Origin of the sequence: Aerococcus urinae, assembly GCF_001543175.1 — a bacterium.
In the GTDB taxonomy this organism is placed as follows: domain Bacteria; phylum Bacillota; class Bacilli; order Lactobacillales; family Aerococcaceae; genus Aerococcus; species Aerococcus urinae.
The window spans coordinates 1,116,135-1,138,490 of record NZ_CP014161.1 but is presented as its reverse complement, the minus strand read 5'-3'; the positions used below and the strand labels follow the sequence as shown (position 1 = coordinate 1,138,490).

Below are 22,356 nucleotides of genomic sequence, written 5' to 3'. Positions count from 1 at the left end.
AAAATAGAAAGAAGCGATCTTATGAAGTTAGGTGTTAAAGGCTTAGGCTTATTATTTAGTGTTCTAGTGGCCTTAGCAGGATGTTCAGGTGGGAGCAGTAGTGCATCTTCCCAGAAAACGGAAATTACGGCGACTGCCGATGGGGAGCTAGCTTCCTTGGATAGTATTGCCTCTTCTGATATCCCTACCCAAAATGTCTTAGCCAATGTCACTGAAGGTCTTTACCGTCCTTCTATTGATGGCGGCAATGAACTAGGAATAGCAGCGGAAGAACCTGAGGTATCTGAGGATGGCTTAACTTACACCTTCAAGATTCGAGACAATGCTAATTGGTCGACTGGAGAACCAGTAACCGCCAATGACTTTGTCTTTTCTTATCGTAAAGCGGTCGATCCTAATGCAATCTCAGAAAATGTCAATAAGTTCTTTGTGATTAAGAATGCTCGGCCAATTTCAGATGGGGAGCTGCCAACCGACCAATTAGGGGTTAAGGCTATCGATGATAAGACCTTAGAGTTTACCTTAGAAGCGCCTACGCCATATTTCAAAGGCTTATTAGGAACCCCAGCTTACTTGCCTCAAAGTGAGAAGCTGGCTAAGGAAGTTGGCGATAACTATGGTTCCTCCCAAGATAACACCGCCTTCAATGGCCCCTTTGTGGTTGATGGTTGGACGGGGAACGAACAAAACTTCCAATTGAAGAAAAATGACCAATACTGGGACAAGGACAATGTCCACCTGGATACGATTAACTGGCAAGTGTCTAAAGAAATGGCGACCAACTTTAACCTTTTTGAAAACGGTAAGGTCCAATATACTAAAGTTGGAAACCCTTATGTGGAACAAGAGCAAAATAATGAAGCCTTAACCGTCGACCCATCTGGTCTAGTAGGCTACCTACAATTTAACTTTACCCGCGAACCGACAAACAATGTTCACTTACGTAAGGCCTTAGCTTCATCATTCGATAAAGAAGCCTTTGTTCAAAACGTGCTTAAAGACGGGTCAACCCCAATTGATGGCTGGATACCTAAAGAACATGACCAAGACCCAGAAACCGGCGAAGATTTCCGGGCCCAAAACGGTTCCTTATCCTCTTATAATGTCGATAAGGCCAAAGAAGAATTTGAAAAGGCTAAGGCTGACTTAGGACGAGATAAGATAAGTATTGAACTCTTAACCTCAGATACAGATGTCTCCAAATCAACCTCCGAATTCCTACAAGGGGAATGGCAAAAGAACCTGCCTGGCATTGAAGTCACCATCCGTAATGTGCCCCTCAAGAGTCGTCAAAGCATTGCCGCAAGCAAGCAATATGATATTATGCTAGGAACCTTTATTCCTTCCTATGTCGATCCAATTGCTTACCTGGAATACTTTGAATCTCATTCAACTTTGAATACTGGTTTCTATAATTCTGAAGTTTTTGATGGGCAATTAAACCAAGCCCGGACAACTTTAGCTAACCAACCCAAAGAACGTTGGGATACTTTGCTAGCTGCTGAGCGGACACTAGTTCAAGATGACCAAGCTTTGGCACCAATCTACCAAGGCGCTTTCGCTAATATGATTGATCCTAAGCTCAAAGGGGTTATTAACCAAACCAATGGGGCCCAATCCTATTTCCGTGCAGCAAGATATGGCGAGTAAAAGTTCATACAATATTACCGATAATGGGATCAGAGAATGCTTTGATCCCATTTTTACTAGAAAGAGGAAAAATGATGAATACACAACAACAGCACATTCTGGATCGTTTTATCAAATACGCTAAAGTCAACACTCGGAGTGATGAAAGTTCGCTCACTATTCCTTCAACCCCTAGCCAGAAAGAATTCACTCTCAAATTAAAAGATGAAATTGAAGCCTTAGGTTTTGAAGACTGCTTCTATAACCCCAAAGATGCCTATCTGACAGCGACTATTCCTTCCAATATTCCCGATGAAGATATCCCGACCGTAGGCTTTATTGCCCATGTGGATACTGCTGACTACAATGCCGAAAATATCCAGCCCCAAGTGATTGAAAATTATGATGGGGGAGATATTGTTCTCAATGAAAAAGAGGGGATGGTCCTCTCTCCCAAGGACTTCCCTCGCTTAAAACATGTGGTGGGACATACTGTGGTGACTACTGACGGGCGGACCTTATTAGGGGCCGATGACAAGGCGGGAATTACGTCTATCGTTACTTTTGGGGAGTATTTGATTAACCACCCTGAAATTCCCCATGGGAAAATCCGCGTGGCATTTGGTCCCGATGAAGAGATTGGGACTCGGGGAGCTAAATACTTTGATCTCGACCAATTTGGGGCAGACTTTGCCTATACCATTGATGGGGGCCGGTACGGGACTCTGACTTATGAGAACTTCTATGCTAAGCAAGCCAACGTCACTATCTCAGGACGGAGTGTCCATCCTGGGGCTGCTAAGGATTCCATGATTAATGCCCTCTTATGGGGTGCCCGTTTAGCTACTAGCCTGCCAGCTGACCAAGTGCCTGAAAAGACCAGTGGCCGGGAAGGGTTCTACTTCTTGATCCGCCAAGAAGGAACGATTGACCACCTCAACCAGTTTTATTACTTAAGGGACCACGATAAGGAAAAAATGCAAGAAAAATTGGCTTACTTTGAAGAACAAGTCGCTCGTTTAAACCAAGAAATCGGAGAAGAAAGAATTACTTATCGGATTGTCGACCAGTATGACAATATGTACGAAGTCCTAAAAGATTACCCCTGGGTAGTTGACCTGGCGAGGGACGCTTATTCGAAAAATAATGTGGAAGCTTTTGAAGCACCGATGCGCGGTGGAACCGATGGGGCTATTCTATCTCATAAGGGCCTACCAACCCCAAATCTCTTCTCAGGAGCCGAAAATACCCATGGCCCATACGAATTTGTGACAATTGAAACAATTGAACAATCGATCGCAGTCTTGATCGACATTGCCAAGAACGTCCGTCATTATAGCGCTTAAATAGTGATCATATTAACGTTTCTTCCTTTGATTGTATTTTAAGAAAATAAACAAAAAATCTTGCTCTTAAGCTATTCTCAAAAGATTGTGACTATGTTATCATGTGGTCATGGGTAAGCGATAAGTTATTATTAATAGAAATAAGAGCGACTCGCTCAAAGGAGGAAATCAAAAAATGACTGATTTTGATTCAAAAGCGTATTTAGATAAAGTGGATGCCTGGTGGCGTGCCGCTAACTATTTATCTGTGGGGCAAATGTACTTACGGGATAATCCTTTATTAGATCGTGAAGTAACGGCAGATGACGTTAAGATCACCCCAATTGGACACTGGGGAACCATTGCCGGGCAAAACTTTGTTTACGCTCATTTGAACCGTGTCATTAACAAATATGACTTAAACATGTTCTATATCGAAGGACCAGGACATGGTGGCCAAGTGATGCAAGCCAATGCTTATTTAGACGGGACCTGGAGTGAACATTATCCAGAATATCCACAAAACAAGGAAGGAATGCAAAAATTCTTTAAATACTTCTCCTTCCCAGGCGGAACCGGTTCACACGCGACCGCTGAAATTCCTGGATCCATCCATGAAGGTGGGGAACTCGGGTATTCCTTATCCCACGCAACTGGTGCCATCCTTGATAACCCTGACGTGATTGCAGCAACAGTGATTGGTGACGGGGAATCTGAAACCGGTCCTTTAGCAGCCAGCTGGTTATCTAATAGCTTCATTAACCCAGTGACTGACGGGGCAGTCTTACCAATTCTTTACTTAAACGGGGGTAAAATTGCTAACCCAACCATCTTAGAACGTAAATCTAATGAAGACTTGATTAAGTACTTCCAAGGTTTAGGTTGGGACCCAATGGTGGTTGAAGGAAACGATCCTGAAAAGGTTCACCCACTTATGGCTAAAACCTTAGACCAAGCCATTGAAAAGATTAAGTCCATCCAAGGCGAAGCACGTAAGGGTTCAGCTGAAGAGGCAACTATGGGCAACTGGCCAATGATTCTTTACCGGACACCTAAGGGCTGGACTGGTCCTAAAGCATGGGAAGGTAACGACATTGAAGGGTCCTTCAGAGCTCACCAAGTGCCAATTCCAGTGAACGCTGAGAATATGGAACACGTGGACGCTTTAGTTGATTGGTTGAAATCCTACCGTCCAGAAGAACTATTTACTGAAGATGGTCAATTACGTCCAGAAATTGCTGAAATTGCGCCTAAGGGTGACCAACGGATGGCTTCTAACCCAATTACTGACGGAGGCATCGATCCTAAACCTTTAAACTTACCAGACTGGCGTGACTATGCTCTTGATTTTGAAACACCTGGTGAACGCGATGCCCAAGACATGATTGAAATGGGTGGTTATGCAGCTGGCGTTATCGAAAAGAACCCAGACAACTTCCGTATCTTTGGGCCAGACGAAACCAAGTCTAACCGCTTGAACAAGGTCTTCGATGTGACCAAACGTCAATGGTTAGAACCAATCAAGGATAACTACGATGAATGGATGTCACCTTCTGGTCGTGTGATTGACTCACAATTGTCAGAACACCAAATGGAAGGTTTCTTAGAAGCTTATACCTTAACCGGTCGCCATGGTTTCTTTGCTAGTTACGAAGCCTTCTTACGGACAGTTGACTCCATGATCACCCAACATTTCAAATGGATGCGTGAAGCTAGCGAATACAAATGGCATAAACCTTATCAATCATTGAACTTGATTTCTTCTTCTACCGCTTTCCAACAAGACCATAACGGTTATACTCACCAAGACCCAGGTTTATTAACCCACTTGGCAGAGAAGAAGGGTGAATTTGTCCGGGCTTACCTCCCTGCAGATACCAACTCCCTATTAGCTGTGATGGACAAGGCTTTAAGTTCAGAAAACGTGATTAACTACATCGTGACTTCTAAACACCCACGTCCACAATTCTTCTCAGTTGAAGAAGCTGAAGAATTTGTTGACAAGGGCTATAAGGTCATTGACTGGGCTTCTACCGTTGAAGAAGGGGAAGAACCTGACGTAGTGATCGCTGCATCTGGTACTGAACCAACAGTAGAAACCATTGCAACCATCTCATACCTACACGAAGCCTTCCCAGAATTGAAGATTCGTTACGTGAATGTGGTTGACCTCTACCGTCTCCGTCATCCAAATATTGACCCACGTGGTTTATCTGACGAAGAATTTGATGCTGTCTTTACTAAAGACAAACCAGTCTTCTTCGGCTTCCACAGCTTCGAAGGCTTACTCAAAGACATCTTCTTCGACCGTCATAACCACAATCTCTACCCACATGGTTACCGTGAAGAAGGGGCAATTACCACACCATTCGACATGCGTGTCTTGAACGAACTTGACCGCTTCCACTTTGCGGCTCATGTTGCTGAAGTGGTATATGGCGATAAAGCTCAAGACTTCATTGACCAAATGAATGCTAAGGTGGAAGAGCACCGTGCCTACATTGTAGAATACGGTACGGACATGCCAGAAGTTAAAGAATGGAAATGGCAACCACTTGAAAAATAATTAGACTAATAGTAGAAAACGGCAGGCGAAGTCCTGTCGTTTTTTACTTGGACAAATATTTTATTTTCTAGCGTTCTACACACTGTCTTTTTTGACTTCTACCTTCAAAACAAACAAATTTATGCTAAAATAGACAGGACGCACCTTGCTAAGCCAAGGTGGAAGACTCATTAACAAAGGAGTTAAAGCATGAACATTAAACAGCATATTGCAAAAATTATCCAAGCAGAAGTCAGTGATTATTTAAGTTTAGAACAAGTGGAAGATGTCTTAGAAGTCCCTAAGCATGAAGGCCAAGGGGACCTGGCTTTTCCGGCTTTTATCTTAGCTAAATCACTTCGCCAAGCCCCTCAAAAGATTGCCAGTGAACTTGCTGAGAAACTGAGTGATGACTTAGTTGACCATGTTGAAGCAGTGGGACCCTACATTAACTTCTTCCTTAAGGCCGATAAGATCTCTGCCGCTGTCTTAGCTGATATCCTGGATAAGGAATCCGCCTATGGCCAATTAGCCATTGGGGATGGGGAGAATATCTGTATTGATATGTCTAGCCCCAATATTGCTAAACCCATGTCCATGGGCCACCTTCGTTCTACTGTTATTGGGAACGCTATTGGGAATATCGTTGAGAAAGTTGGTTTTCAACCCATCCGTATTAACCACCTTGGTGACTGGGGAACCCAATTTGGTAAACTCATCGTTGCTTACCGTAAATGGGGTGACGAAGAAACCGTTCGACAAAATCCCATTAAGGAATTAAACCGCTTGTATGTCTATTTCCACAAAATGGCTGATGAAGACGATTCTTTAAATGATGAAGCGCGCCAAGCCTTTAAAGAATTAGAGGGCGGCAACCCAGAAGAATTGGAATTATGGCAATGGATGCGAGAGAAATCATTAGAAGAATTCCAAAGTATCTATGATTTACTAGGTATCGATTTTGATTCCATGAATGGGGAAGCCTTCTATAATGACAAGATGGATGCTGTAATTGATGAGTTAGAGGAAAAGAACCTGCTCAAAGTGGACCAAGGAGCTACCCTAGTTGATTTGGAAGCCTATGACTTGATCCCAGCCTTAGTGAAGAAGTCTGATGGGGCGACCCTTTATATGACTCGTGACCTGGCAGCCGTCTTCTACCGTAAGCGGACCTACGACTTTGACCAATGCCTCTATGTGGTCGGGAATGAACAGTCTGTCCACTTCAAACAATTAAAAGCAGTCATCAAAGAAATGGGCTATGACTGGTATGAAGATATTCACCACATTCCATTCGGTTTAATTACTCAAGGGGGCAAGAAACTCTCTACCCGGAAAGGAAAAGTGGTTCTCTTAGAAGCCGTTCTTAAAGAAGCGATTCGTTTAGCTCAAGAACAAATCAACAGTAAAAACCCTGACCTTACTGATAAAGACCAGGTAGCAGAAGCCGTTGGTGTAGGGGCCGTGGTCTTCCATGACCTCAAGAATGACCGCATGAATAACTTTGACTTCCAATTAGAGGAAGTGGTTCAATTTGAAGGGGAAACTGGCCCTTATGTCCAATACGCCAATGCTCGGGCGCAATCGATCTTGCGTAAGGCCAATACCGGTAAGCCTAGTCTAGACGACTTACAACTGGCTGATGACGAGTCTTATGCGGTGGTTAAGCAATTAAATCGCTTCCCAGAAATTATTGCTAAGGCATATGAAAGCTATGAACCTAGTGTGATTGCTAAGTATACGCTGCAATTGGCCCAACGCTTTAATAAATACTATGCTCACACTCGGGTCCTTGAAGAAGATGAGCAATTGAATGCCCGCTTAGCTTTAGTTTATGCGGTGTCAGTGGTCTTGACTGAAGGGCTGAGACTCTTAGGCGTCCAAGCACCTAAAGAAATGTAATTGACCAGTAAATAAAAATTATTTGTACTTATCAAATCCTCTTAAGTCCTTTCAACTCTAGAAAGTGACTTTAAGGGGATTTTTTCTTGGACATTATTATTTAATGAGGTCTTAGATGTAAGAAAGAGACATTTTGAAGCTCGGTTTATTTAGCTATAAAAAACAAAAAATGTATAAAAGCGTGAATTATTTTTAATAAATATAAACTCATTTAATATGTTCTTTACTATGAAAACAGCTAGTAAACCGTGATTAATAAGGAATATTCCATACCAATTGCTTTTATTAATTAAATAAAGTTAATGATATAATAAATTAAATGCTTATAAAACCTCATATTAATTGAATTTACACTTAACTTTGGAGTACCATAGCCCTATCAAGTCCTTGTTTTGAAATAAACGAATTTGTATAAGTATGAGGAGGAAGAATATGGTTGGTAAGAATAACCTTAAGGTGAAAAAGGAAAAGCAAAGCAACAAATTCTACCGCTATTCGATTAGACGTCTAAGTGTTGGCGTGGCATCGGTTGCAGTAGCGGCAGGTTTGCTCTTTGCATCTGATTCAGCTGTCGCCCAAGCGGCCACCGACGAAGTCAAAGCATCAGTAGTGGAAACCACTAGTGCACCAGTTCCTGTAGCGGACCCTAAGCCGAGTGAAGTAGTGACTGCTCCAGTGGCAAGTCCAGCTGAGGATAAAACAGTTCCTACACCTGTAGCAGAAGAAGTAAAGCTTACTGAAGAAAAAGCAGAAGCTAAACCGGCTCAACCTGAAGCAGATAAGAAGTCTGAAGAAAAAACTCAAGCCGAAAAAGTTAAAGCTGAAAAGGCTGAAACTAAGAAAGCTGAAGAATCAGCTAAGTCTGAAAAACAATCTAAACCCGAAAATGTTAAGGCTGATAAAAAAACTGAAGAAAAGCCAAAAGCTAATAAAGAAGTTAAGCCTGAAGAACAACCTAAAGTAAAAAAAGCTCCAAGTCGTGCAGCTTACTATGCAGAAGATCGAAAGGGCTCTGAGGATAAAGTTAAGTCTGATGAGCTGAAGAGCGATGTTAAAAGTGAAGGCTTGTCATTCTATGCTAATGTTGATACAACAAACTCAGATAAGACCTTGGTTGGAGAGTCTGAATTACTTAAAAAATTACAAGATTCTGCTATTGATGCGACTGGTAAACAAGGGGATAAGCGATCTTATTCTGGGACTGTTTTCGTATACAGACATGGCAATAGTAACGAAGTGACTAAGGAAACTTTAGCTGGTGTTCCTGTTTATTTGCAATGGGCTTATAAAGATGGTTATGTTTCGCCAGTTTATAAAACCGTTTCAAAAGCTGATGGGACATTCACATTTACCTTTGACAAACCAGTTATCGATAAATTTGGTAATGTACATAAATGGAAATTATCTGATGGAGACCAAGAAGCCTTTGCGGTGAGAACCTGGGCCGAAAATCCAGACCCAGCCCACTTAGCTTTAATCAAGGGTGGGGACCAAATCACTGGCTTCCACAAACGTTTAACTCGTACCAATGAATCCTGGGACTTCACTGTAGGTATTGATCGTATTGTTGGTGGCCAAGTTGTATTCCAAGAAAAATTACTGAATAATGATTGGTTAGTTGGTCCTAAGAACACCTGGCGAGAATCTCCAGATCCTTCCGGCGAATGGAAACCAGCCGGAGACTATGGTAAAGTCTCTGGTAAAGTTTGGTTTGATGGTGGCGACCCTGCCGGATCAGACGCTCGTATGTGGAAGAAAGATTCCTGGGATCTTCCAGCAGCTAAGACTAAGGTAGTGGCTTCCTATGTGAATGATGAGGTAGCTCGTTTATTCGATAAATGGAAGAAAGACAATAACTACACAGGTTCTGCTGGGCAAGACAATCCGAGAATTTTAGAGTTTAGAGATGCTCAATCCCAAATCATTGCTGATTATGAAGCTAAAAATGGTAAAGGCTCTCATATTGCAGAAACGGTTGTAGGTACTGTAGATTCTAACGGAAATTACTACATTCCATTCAGAGGCCTTTATGGTGTGTCTCGAAATGAAGCAAATAGTGGGCTATCAATTTCTCATACTATTAAACCTGAAGAGTATGGCAAAGTCGTTAATGTAAAAGATGAAAACCATACGAATTTAATGGCTTGGAATGGGACAATTGGACAAAAGCACCGTCACATTAACCAAGACTATATGTATGTGGCTTCCCTAATTGACAACTATAATATTTGGTCAAATACATCACAAAATAATGTGTTTGCCCTTCTCGATGGGGCTGCTAAACCAGTTGGACCATCAAACTTGGCTTCAGGGAATATCTCAGACGTCAATTTTGCGGCAATCGTAGCTAAACCAGCTCACGCGGTTAAAACATACGATGCACAATCAAACTTTGCTCCAGCGGGTGAAAAAGTAGAAAACTCATCTGAAGGTCTCCTACCAAGTACGACTTATTTCCAAAGATGGTTTAAAGATGGGAAACCATATGGAGAAGCAACTGAATTCGTAACCACTCCAGATGGTAAAGCACCAGCTTCCATTCCAGTAAATGTCGATAAGCAACTTGGTGCACCAGCTAAATTTACTTCTGCTATTTTCTTAAATGATAATAAGAAGCATGATAATTTAACCGATGCCCTAGCTGCAGATGCCTTTATCGCAGCGCCCAAGGTTGAATATGATCCAATCGAAAAGAAAGCGGGTCAAGAAGCTAAAACAGCTGCTCCAAAATACAAGAATACCGCTGGAGAAGAATATACTCCAAATCCAAACGATGGTAAGCCAACCTTCTCCTATGAAGAAAGAAAAGAAACCGTAGATAAGAACGGCGAAACTAAGATTTCTTATGAACCGCTTAAGACAGTTAACGTTGGCGGCAAGGAAATACCTGTAACCGTTGATCCTAAGACTGGTGAAGTTACCATCAAAGCTGCTGATACAGCTAAGATTCCGGGTGAAACAGTCACTGTTCCTGTAACTCTTACCTATCCAAATGGTATGAAGATCCAAAGTAACGCTGTCATTAAAGTCTTACCTAAGGAAGAAGAAAAAGATTTAGTGGATCCTAAATACACCCCAGTCCAATCCAATGTCGGCGAAGAAGTTACCTCATCGCCTCAATTCATTGACAAGGCTGGTAAGGACACTGCTAAACCAGAAGGCGCTAAATTCGCTTTAGGCGAAAACGCTCCAGAGGGGGCTAAGGTTGATCCTAACACAGGGGTGGTTACCTACACCGCTAAGGCTGCTGACGCAGGGACCATGGTTAGCGTGCCAGTGGTTGTGACCTACAAGGATGGCTCACAAGATACCACCAATGCGCCAGTCATTGTGGCTGAACAGGACAAGATTAAAGATGTTACCGATCCAAACTCTCCTGTACCTGAGGGCTATGTGCGTCTGAAATTCAATGCGGACACCAAGGACGGTTCAGTAACTGGTAAATTTGCGGACAATGCTAAGGTGAAAGCCTTCGACGTCCTCAAGGGGACCAAGTTCAACGATCCTGAAATTCAAACGAAATTCGACCAAGTTGTACCGACCAACCCAGTTGCGGACAACCCAGCCAAGAAATGGTCATCATGGGAGCCAATCTTTGATAATGAATTAGCCAAGGATAGTTCAATCGAAGACGGTCTACTTGGCGACACCCGCGAATACCACTCCGTTTACGAAGACAAACGTTTCAACGAAGACAATGTCGGTATCGCTAAGGTTGAAATCGTTCAAGACCCAACCAAGAAGGAATATACCGAAGGCAAGGCAGGCGACAACAAGCTTGACCCAGCCGGCACTAAGGTGAAATTAACCGATGCCAATGGCGTGGAAAAAGTGGTTGAAGCAAAAGACTTCGACAAGTACGGGATTAAAGTGAGTCTCAAAGACGTGCCTAACTATACCCCAGACACACCTTTAACCAAGAAAGACCATGACGGTAAGAAGGTTGAAGTCACTGTTCCAGGTAAGAATGGCGAACTTCAAGCAGAATCTAAGACACCAATCACGGTTAAACAACAGGATAAGGATGCCTTAGAACCAAGCTATGCCCCAACTGAAGCCAATGTTGGTCAAGCAGCAAAATCGAAATCTCCAAGTTTCAAAGACAGCGCTGATAAGCCAGTAGACACACCAGCCGGCGCAACTTTCGCTCTAGGTGAAGGGGCTCCTAAGGGTGCTACAATCGATCCTAAGACAGGGGAAGTTAGCTATACACCTCAAGCTGCTGACGAAGGCAAGGATGTCAAAATCCCAGTCGTGGTAACTTACGGTGACAAGACAACCGACACGACTGAAGCTGTATTCAATGTGACTATACGGCCTGACGTTTATAATCCAACTGATCCAAATGCTCCAGTTCCAGAAGGCTACCATAAGGTAACGCTTAAAGCTGGTGAGGGGACTCAAGTTCCAGAAAAAGTTCTTCACGTAAGAGATGGTAGTGGTATTTCAGAGGATATGTATCCAAAGGCAACTATCGATCCATCTAAAGCTAAAGATTATAAAGAACCAATCACTTGGTCCGTCGCACCTGATACACCAATTAGTAAAGACGAAGTCATTGTAGCCAATGCAACTAAGAAGACAGATGCAGAAAAGAACGAACCGCAAGCTAAGGACCAAACTGTCAAAGTCGGTGAAACACCTAAGGCTGAAGATTCTATCGCCAACCTGAAAGACCTTCCACAAGGTACTAAGGTAGCCTACAAGGAACCAGTCGATACTAAGACACCAGGTGAAAAAGCAGCGACAGTTGTAGTCACTTACCCAGATGGTTCAAGTGAAGAAGTTCCTGCCAAAGTCCAAGTCAAAGACTTAACTGATGCAGAAAAGAACGAACCACAAGCTAAGGACCAAACTGTCAAAGTTGGCGAAACACCAAAAGCTGAAGATTCGATTGCAAACCTGAAAAAACTTCCACAAGGTACCAAGGTATCTTACAAGGAACCAGTTGATACTAAGACTCCAGGTGAAAAAACAGCGACAGTTGTGGTAACCTACCCAGACGGTTCAAGCGAAGAAGTTCCTGCCAAAGTCCAAGTTAAAGACTTAACTGACGCAGAAAAGAACGAACCACAAGGTCAAGATATCAACACTAAAGTTGGTCAAACACCAAACGCTAAAGATGGTATCAAGGATGCTGACAAGTTACCTCAAGGCACGAAGTTTGACTTCAAGGAACCTGTCGACACCAAGGAAGCTGGCGATAAGCCTGCTACTGTTGTGGTAACTTACCCAGACGGTAGCAAGGATGAAGTTCCAGTAACTGTTAAGGTTTCTGAAAACCCAACCCAGGCTGAAACAACTACTCCAGCCGTTCCAGCTAAGACAGAAGTTGAAGACAAGACTAAGTTAACTCCTGAAGAACAAGCTAAGGTTAAGAAGGCTATCGAAGATGCCAACAAGGACAAGTTCCCTGCTCCTAAAGACGGTCAAACTCCAACAACTGTCGAAGTAGATAAAGACGGAACCGCAACTATTACCTACCCAGACGGTTCTAAGGACACCATCCCAGGGACAGACTTAGTAGTCGAACGTCCTAAGACTACGGTTGAAGGAACTCCTAAGACCGTTAAGCCAACTGATGAGCCACAAGACACCGGCCTTGTTGTGAAGAACCAAGACGATAAGACCCCAACCAAGGTGACTGCCAAGGATGAAGACGGCAATGACGTTCCAGTAACTGTAGATCCAGAAACCGGAAAAGTTTCCGTAACTCCTGGTACCAATGTTGATGGCCCAATCACTGTCACCGTTGAAGACAAAGACTTACCAAATGGTAAACAAACATTTGAAGTGCCAGTCGAAGGCCACGAAAAGGGTCGCGACGATAACAAGTCAGGTAAGACTCAAGCAGACTTGACTGACCCAACAGTTCCAGCGAAGACTGAAGTTGAAGACAAGACTAACTTAACTCCTGAAGAAAAAGCTGAAGTTAAGAAGAAAGTCGAAGACACTAATAAAGGAAAATTCCCTGAAGCTAAACCAGGTCAAAACCCAACTAAGGTAGAAATTGGCAACGATGGTACCGCAACCATTACCTACCCAGATGGCTCAAAAGATACTATCCCAGGTACAGATTTAGTCGTTGAACGGCCTAAGACTACCGTTGAAGGTACGCCAAAGACGGTTAAACCAACCAATGATCCTCAAGACACTGGACTTGTTGTTAAGAACAAAGACGACAAGACTCCAACCAAGGTAACCGCTAAGGACGAAGACGGCCAAGATGTTCCGGTAACTGTTGACCCAGAAACTGGTAAAGTTTCCGTCACCCCAGGTACCAATGTTGACGGCCCAATCACTGTCACCGTCGAAGATAAAGACTTACCAGACGGTAAACAAAGCTTCGAAGTGCCAGTGGAAGGTCACGAAAAGGGTCGCGATGACAACAAGTCAGGTAAGACTCAAGCAGATCTAACAGACCCAACAGTTCCAGCTGAAAAGACTCCAGTAGCTGATAAGAACCACTTAACGGATGACGAAAAAGCCCAAGTTAAGAAAGCTATTGAAGACGCCAACAAGGATAAATTCCCAGCTCCTAAGGAAGACCAAAAACCAACAACTGTTACCGTGGATGACAAGGGTAATGCAACCATTACCTACCCAGATGGTTCAAAAGACATCATTCCTGGCGACCAATTAGTCCGTGAAAAGACTAATGTTGATGATTCTGCGGTTAAAGCTGTTAACCCAACAGATGAAAAACAAGGAACTGGCATTAAAGTCAACAACCAGGACAAAGACACCACAGTCACCGCTAAGGATGAAGATGGCAAGGATGTTCCTGTTGTCATCAACCCAGAAACCGGCGAAGTGGAAGTTACTCCAGGTACCAATGTTGACGGTCCAATCACTGTTACCGTAACGGACCCAGATCTTCCAGGTGGTAAGAAAGAAGACACTGTTCCTGTTAACGGACATAAAGCTGGTCGCGATGACAATGGCTCAGACAAGACTCAAGCAGACTTGACTGAACCAACTGTCCCAGCTAAGACCGAAGTTGAAGATAAGACTAACTTAACTCCTGAAGAACAAGGCAAGGTTAAGAAAGCTATCGAAGACGCCAACAAGGATAAATTCCCTGTAGCTAAGGATGGTCAAAAGCCAACAACTGTTGAAGTAGGCAAAGACGGAACTGCAACTATCACTTACCCAGACGGATCTAAGGACACCATCCCAGGTACGGACTTAGTCGTTGAACGTCCTAAGACCACCGTTGAAGGCACACCTAAGACCGTTAAGCCAACTGATGAGCCACAAGACACTGGTTTAGTTGTGAAGAACCAAGATGACAAGACCCCAACTAAGGTGACTGCCAAGGATGAGGACGGGAATAATGTTCCTGTAACGGTTGACCCAACAACTGGTAAGGTTTCTGTCACTCCAGGTACTAAGGTAGACGGCCCAATCACCGTGACTGTTGAAGATAAAGATTTACCAGAAGGCAAACAAAGCTTTGAAGTTCCAGTCGAAGGTCACAAAAAAGGTCGCGATGATAATGGTTCAGACAAGACCCAAGCAGATCTTACTGACCCAACTGTTCCTGCTGAGAAGACTCCAGTTGCTGACAAGACCAACTTAACCCAAGAAGAAAAAGATGCGGTTAAGAAAGCTATCGAAGATGCCAACAAGGATAAATTCCCAGCTCCTAAGGAAGGTCAAAACCCAACTAAGGTTGAAATCGGCAATGACGGTACTGCTACGATCACTTACCCAGATGGCTCGAAAGACACCATCCCAGGTGACCAATTAGTCCGTGAGAAGACTAATATTGACGACTCTGTGGTTACACCTGTTGACCCAACGGATGAACAACAAGGCACTGGTATCAAGGTTAACAACCCTGATAAAGACACCAAGGTAACCGCTAAGGATGAAGACGGTAAGGATGTTCCTGTAGCCATCAATCCGGAAACTGGTGAAGTTGAAGTGACTCCAGGTGCCGACGTTGATGGGCCAATCACCGTTACCGTTGAAGATCCAGACCTCCCAGGCGGCAAACAAGAAGTGACCGTTCCGGTTAAGGGACACGAAGCGGGTCGCGATGATAACGGTTCTGATGAACCTAACATACCTAGTGAAACAGTTGAAAAGACCACAGTCGATGACTCGCAAGTCAAAGAAGTTAACCCAACTGACGACCAACAAGGGACTGGTATCAAGGTCAACAACCCTGATAAGGACACCACAGTTACCGCCAAGGACGAAGACGGCAAGGACATCCCTGTTGTCATCAACCCTGAAACTGGTGAAGTGGAAGTGACCCCAGGCACCGACGTTGACGCTCCAATTATTGTCACCATCACTGACCCAGAATTACCAGGTGGTAAGAAAGTAGTCGTGGTTCCAGTCAAGGGTCATGCTGCAGATCGCGATGACAATCATTCAGAGGCAAGTCCAAAACCTGCGACTCCTAAACCTAATACGGTAAAACCAGGACAACCAGGTCACGGCAATCAAGTTGCTCAACCAGTTCATACAAACACTGCAGTACATGCAGCAACGACAAAAGCAAATCAACCATCAGCTAATAAAGCAAGCTCTGCCAAAATACAAAGTCAACTCCCTCAAACTGGTGCAGTTGCTGGTCTAGCAAGCTCATTAGCTCTCGCTCTTATCGGAGCCGGTAGTATTCTTGCTCTTGGTAAAAGAAGAAAAGAAGACTAAAACATTGATTTGACTTCATAGTCCAAAAAGCTCTCATATATAAGTATGGGAGCTTTTTTGTTCCTTCATTAAGTTAAAAAAGTAGTACTTAGCTAGGGAGGTTAGTATAAAACAAGTACAAAAACGCTTTCATTAGGTACATTAATTGTACATTTTTAGATAATAAGTCAACAGCTATTTTTATTCAATCCCGTCATGACGCTAAGAAGGGCAATTATCCCAGCCTTAAGTCAAAGTGAAAGATAAATTAAGATTTGTTCTTATAAAATATAATTATTATAATGGAGAAGTAAAGTATATAACATTTCGAATAAATACATCCAAACAGGAGGAATAATATGGTTGGGAAAAATAACCTTCAAGTTAAGAGGGGAAAACGAGCTAATAAGTTTTACCGTTACTCCATTAAACGTTTGAGTGTTGGCGTAGCATCGGTAGCTGTTGCGGCTGGCTTATTATTTGCCGGTGATGCGGCTGTAGTAGAGGTAGCTGCGGCAGAAGTCAGTGAAGAAAGCAGTGAGCTTGTCCTTAATGAAGGAGAGCCAACTGCTGAAGAGGAAAGTTCCGCTGAAAATGTTTCAGTAGCGAAAGAACTAACGGATGAAGAAGAGCCTGCTAAGGAAGAAACTGCCCCTGTTGCAGAAGAAATAGCTGAAGCCCCAGTTGAAGAAACCACTGTTCAAGCAGAAGCTGAAGAAGAAACCCCTCAAGCTCAAGCGGTGACCTATGCAGCGCCTGAGAACGCTCCTGAAGTGAATACTGGAGAAACAAGATCTGAAGGGCAAGTTAACAGTCAATATGAACCTTATGCCAGCCAAGAAGCGACTTACTATCGTTACGGCCGGGTAGGGGATGCCAAACAAGCAGTTGATAATGTGGCTGAGTTACCAGATGATGCCCAGTACGAATTTGTTGACCCTCAAGTATTCCAAACCGTTGGCCTCAAGAAAGCTGACGTTAAAGTAACTTATGCTGATGGGTCTTATGATATCGTAAAAGTGCCTATCGAAGTCAATAACGCCTATGAAAAAGATGGCCAGACTTATTCGGGTACCATGATCCAAGATTTAACCCGTCCTGAGAAGAAGAACGAAGCGGAAACGCCATTAACTGTCAGCGTTGAGGATGTAGCGAGTGCTGCAGCCCAAGATAGTAATACCTTGAACGTTGAATTTGCGACCCAGTTTATCGGTAACCAGAATGGTCGTCAAAGATATGTGTATCTAGGTTTAGACGACCGTTTAGCTTCTCACGTTACCCAAGTTGTTGGCTCCGGACCTAAATCATCAGCTGGGACCGATTTCTCAGACTACAAATTTGAATGGGAACGGGTGGCCCTGCCTAATGGGACCTTGACGAATTCTTGGCGCCGTATTATGGCAGACAAGACAACAGCCGCCTATAGAGATAATCCATCCGTCTTTAACGGAACTGAAGTATCCATTGGTCAAGTAGGTTTTGCGACTATTCATTTAGACCAAACTATTAAAGACATTATTGCCTCTGATCAAAATAAAACTTCCAATGGCGACTGGATGGTTACCGCTCATATCTTAGATAAAGATGGTAAAGTATTGGACAATACCATTAATACGGTAACTGTTAATACGGAAACCCCTCCTTATAAAGAATTAAATAATGCCACTAGGACTCAGGAAAAATGGTTCACCAACGCAGGGGGACGCTATAAGTACTTCCAAGAAGCCAATAATGGTAATGGGGGCTTAGTCTTTACCCAACATATCACTAAGAGCTCTGGTAGTACCTTAAATGGTTATGGGGCGCAGCCTAACCGAGAATGGGCTTATCGTTTTGAGATTGACAAGCGCTTGTTGCCATATATTGACTCAGTGGATGCCCACTTTATGTCTGAAGCCCAAAGTCCTGAAGTTTACCATGCTGAAGATGACCATCGCGCTCGTTTTGCCAATGAATCACAACTAGCAGGTGGGACACAGCGTGAAGGCTGGGTGGATTATGAACACCGGGTCAACTTAGGAAATGATAAGATCCAAACTTCCTATACGGGTCTAAAAGGCGGCAATGGCGAACCTCAAACTGGTATCAGTGGGTCTATGTCGCCTGTAGAGATGTTCGACAACCGTGTCGATCCTAATATGCCTGAAAAAGTTGGCGGCTATCGTTACGGTGATAGTGAACTCCAACCAGGACAAGGTTACTTCACCCTAGATACAGTTGCCTCTAATGTGGACTCTAGACAAGTTAACTTCAACCCTGGCTTCTCTTACCCAGCCGGCGTTCGGATTGTCTTGAACCTTAAAGATGGCGTGACCTTAAATGACATCCTGGCAGAGAACAAGGGCCGTGATGAAAACTTTGGTGTGATTGGTTACTTTGTCAATAGCAAGGACGAACTCATCCCTAATAGCCATGCGGATATGTTCATGAGCGTTCCTGATGTGGACGGGGACGGGGTTGTCGATGATATAGACGATAATATCGAAACGGAAACACCACAACCATCTGAAGCAGATGCTAATGCCCCAACCGGCAATAACTTGGAAACTCCACAAGATGTCACACCTGCTGCGGCAGATGGCATTGCCAATAAAGATGCTCTACCAGCTGATACCTCTTATGAATGGGAATCTCCAGTCGATGTTTCTAGTCCTGGCGAGAAAGATGCCGTTGTCATCGTTAACTACCCAGACAATTCACAAGATCGTGTGCCTATTAAGGTGACCGTTAAGGAAGCGCCAACGGAACAAGATGCAGATAAGTACGAACCAACTGCAGAGACAGTCACTAAAGACCACGGTCAAGCACCTACTGAAGAAGAAGTTAAGAATGCAGTAAGCATTCCAGACTATCCAACAGAAGGTGAACAGCCAACAGTTACAGTTGACGACCTAAGTCAATTACCAGATGGGCAAACGCCAGGTACCACTGACGTACCAGTTACTGTCATTTACCCAGATGGATCGGAAGACAAGGTAAATGTTCCTGTGACAGTGAAAGAAGCTGAGCCAGAAACTGCTCACGTTACTCATAGTATCAGAGTTGATGGCCAACCATTACTTGTTCAAGAAGGTAAGACTCCTGAAGAATCACTTCCTGAAGAATTTAGAAACATTAAAGTGACTTTAACCAGTACAGAAGATCCTTCTGTCCAATTCGAGAGTGGCTCGAAATGGATTGGAGGAATAGGATTTCCTGTAACTAAAAACTTTGACTTAGCGAAAATTCCTTTAGGTGAATACAAGGTGACTATCGACGGCTTCGATCCAACTAACTCAGATTATGAAATTGATGATACAGGATTGACTGATGGTGGCTCTCTAACGGTTACAGACAATCTCGGCAACCAATTCATCAACTTTGTGACTAAGGAAGCTGAACCTACAGAAGAAGACGCCGATAAGTACACACCAACTGCTGGTCAAGTAACTAAGGATTATGGTCAAGCACCTAACGAAGAAGAAATTAAGAACGCAGTCAATATTCCCGAATATCCATCAGAAGGCGATCAACCAACCGTTACCGTTGATGATCCAAGTCAATTACCAGACGGCCAAACTCCAGGAACCACTGAAGTCCCTGTTACTGTCACTTACCCAGACGGTTCCGAAGATAAATTAACTGTTCCTGTGACAATTGAAGAGCCTAAGACCGAAATTGGTGGCTCAGTGAAACCAGTTGACCCAACAGACGAAAAACAAGGCACCGGTATCACGGTAACCAACCCAGATGACCAAACAACAGTAACGGCGACTGACGAAGATGGTAAGAAAGTTCCAGCTGAAATTAACCCAGAAACGGGCGCAATTGAAGTGATACCTGGCACTGATGTTGATGGTCCAATCGATGTTGTAATTGAGGATGAGGACTTGCCAAATGGTAAAGCTACTATTCCAGTCCCAGTTAATGGTCATGAAGATGGACGCGATGATAATGGTTCTGAAGACAAGCCAGCTACTGAACAAACCCGTGTTGATGACAGCAAGGTTAACCCTGTCGACCCGAGCGAAGATCAACAATCAACCGGTATTGTCATTGTAAATCCTGATGATGAGACAAAAGTTTCTGCTAAGGACGAAGATGGTAAAGATGTGCCAGTAGAAGTCGTAACAGATGGACGCTTTGGTGATGTCAAAGTTACCCCAGGGACAGATGTCGACGGACCAATCACCATTACTATCGAAGATCCTGAATTGCCAGAAGGTAAACAAGAAGTAACCGTTCCAGTTAATGGCCATGAAGCAGGGCGCGATGATAATGCACCTGAGACTGAAATTGGTGGAGCTGTTAAGTCAGTGGATCCAACAGACGAAAAACAAGGCACCGGCATTACGGTTATTAACTCAGATGACACGACAACAGTAACCGCAACTGATGAAGACGGTAAGCATGTACCTGCTGAAATCAATCCAGAAACAGGGGAAGTTGAAGTTACTCCAGGGACTGATGTGGATGGTCCAATCGATGTTGTGATTGAAGATGAAGACTTGCCAAACGGTAAAGCTACTATCCCAGTTCAAGTTAATGGCCACGAAGCAGGTCGTGATGATAATACATCTGAGGAAGATGCAACTAAGACCGAAGTTGGAGGCGCGGTTAAACCAGTACATCCAAGTGATGAAAAACAAGGAACTGGTATTGTTATTACTAATCCAGATGAAACAACCACAGTGACCGCAACTGATGAAGACGGTAAGCAAGTTCCTGCCGAAATCAATCCAGAAACGGGTGAAATTGAAGTCACCCCAGGAACAGATGTGGATGGTCCAATCAAGGTAGTTATCGAAGACGAAGACCTACCAAGAGGCAGAGCCACTATTCCAGTTCAAGTTGTTGGTCATGAAGAAGGCCGAGATGATAACGGTTCTGAGGACAAACCAGCTACTGAACAAACCCAAGTTGACGACAGCAAGCTGAATCCCGTGGATCCGACTGATAACCAACAATCAACCGGTATTATGATCGTAAATCCAGATGTAGATACTAAAGTTACTGCTAAAGATGAAGATGGCAAAGAACTTCCAGTTGAAGTGGTCACAGACGGCCGCTTTGGTGATATCAAGGTAACACCAGGTACAGATGTTGATGGCCCAATTACCGTTATCATCGAAGATCCTGAATTACCAGGTGGAAAACAAGAAGTGACTCTTCCTGTTAATGGTCATGAAACCGGGCAAGACGATAATAAGCCTGAGCAAGATATAACTAAGACAGAAGTTGGTGGTGCAGTTAAACCTGTTTACCCAAGCGATGAAAAACAAGGCACTGGTATTATTATTACTAATCCAGATGAAAACACCACGGTAACAGCGACTGACGAAGATGGAAAAGAAGTACCTGCTCAAATTAACCCAGGAACAGGTGAAATCGAAGTTACCCCTGGTACTGACGTTGATGGCCCAATCAAAGTAGTTATCGAAGATGAAGACCTACCAAGAGGCAAGGCTACTATCCCAGTTCAAGTAGTTGGACACGAAGCAGGTCGTGATGATAATAAATCTGAAGACAAACTAGCGGATGAACCAACAGACGATGAGGATACTTCTCATGTTCCAGATGAAACAAGCAGTGATAACCAAGATACTGGCATTAAGGATGACAATGCTGAGGAAGATCATGAAACTGAACCAGCTTCCAATCCAGTTGTTCCAGTAAATCATAATGAAGAGGACGAACCTTCCAAAGTAGAAGAAACTGTTGAAAATACAAAGGCTTCTAAAACTGATCCTTCAAAAACATCTCATGATGTTAAGGATAATGAAGCCGTTCAATCTTCAGAGGCTAAAGTAAGCACTGCTAGAGTTCACTCCAAACTCCCTCAAACGGGGGCAGTTGCTGGTTTAGCAAGCTCATTAGCTCTAGCTCTTATCGGGGCAGGTAGCATTCTTGTTGTAGGTAAACGCAAAAAGTAGGACTAAATGGTTAATTTAACCCTATAGATTTTAAGCTCTCATACAAAGATGTATGGGAGCTTTTTTTATTTCGCTTATAAGCTGATTGAATTGAATAATGTATAGCTTTTTAAAACGAAAAATAAGAACTATAAAATAAACAATATTGTTCTTATTCAGAACAAAATAATGTTCTTTTATATGTAAACTTTTATAAATTTAAATGGACAAGAAGGCCTTCGTGACACGGCTTAGAAGCTAAATTATAGATTATATTTCCAAATAAAAGACAAATTAAGATTTGTTTTTTTAAAGTTAATTATTATACTGTAAATTAAAGGGGATAAGTCAAATGGTATTTTAAATGTAATTTAAAAACAAATATGTATATTATTTATAAATAAGGCCTATTTATAGA

Annotated in this window: 6 protein-coding genes; all 6 read left to right on the top strand. The window is 43.2% G+C overall.

What is annotated here, in order from left to right:
- Window positions 1-21 precede the first annotated feature (21 nt).
- Entirely contained in the window at window positions 22-1,650 is a 1,629-nt protein-coding gene (locus AWM73_RS05180) for a peptide ABC transporter substrate-binding protein (protein WP_060778384.1), read from the top strand.
- Between the two features lie 74 nt (window positions 1,651-1,724).
- Window positions 1,725-2,975 (top strand): peptidase T, encoded by a 1,251-nt coding sequence (gene pepT / locus AWM73_RS05175; protein WP_082702861.1) that lies wholly within the window; start codon window positions 1,725-1,727, stop codon window positions 2,973-2,975.
- A 175-nt stretch (window positions 2,976-3,150) separates the two neighbouring features.
- The gene (locus tag AWM73_RS05170; protein WP_060778382.1) at window positions 3,151-5,520 is read left to right on the top strand and encodes a phosphoketolase family protein; all 2,370 of its coding nucleotides are present in this window, start codon (window positions 3,151-3,153) and stop codon (window positions 5,518-5,520) included.
- A 189-nt stretch (window positions 5,521-5,709) separates the two neighbouring features.
- The gene (argS, locus tag AWM73_RS05165; protein ID WP_060778381.1) at window positions 5,710-7,401 is read left to right on the top strand and encodes an arginine--tRNA ligase; all 1,692 of its coding nucleotides are present in this window, start codon (window positions 5,710-5,712) and stop codon (window positions 7,399-7,401) included.
- A gap of 432 nt (window positions 7,402-7,833) precedes the next feature.
- Complete coding sequence (locus AWM73_RS05160; protein WP_060778380.1) at window positions 7,834-16,068, top strand: Rib/alpha-like domain-containing protein; 8,235 nt, start codon at window positions 7,834-7,836, stop codon at window positions 16,066-16,068.
- A gap of 338 nt (window positions 16,069-16,406) precedes the next feature.
- Entirely contained in the window at window positions 16,407-21,959 is a 5,553-nt protein-coding gene (locus AWM73_RS05155; RefSeq protein WP_060778379.1) for a Rib/alpha-like domain-containing protein, read from the top strand.
- Window positions 21,960-22,356: the final 397 nt, after the last annotated feature.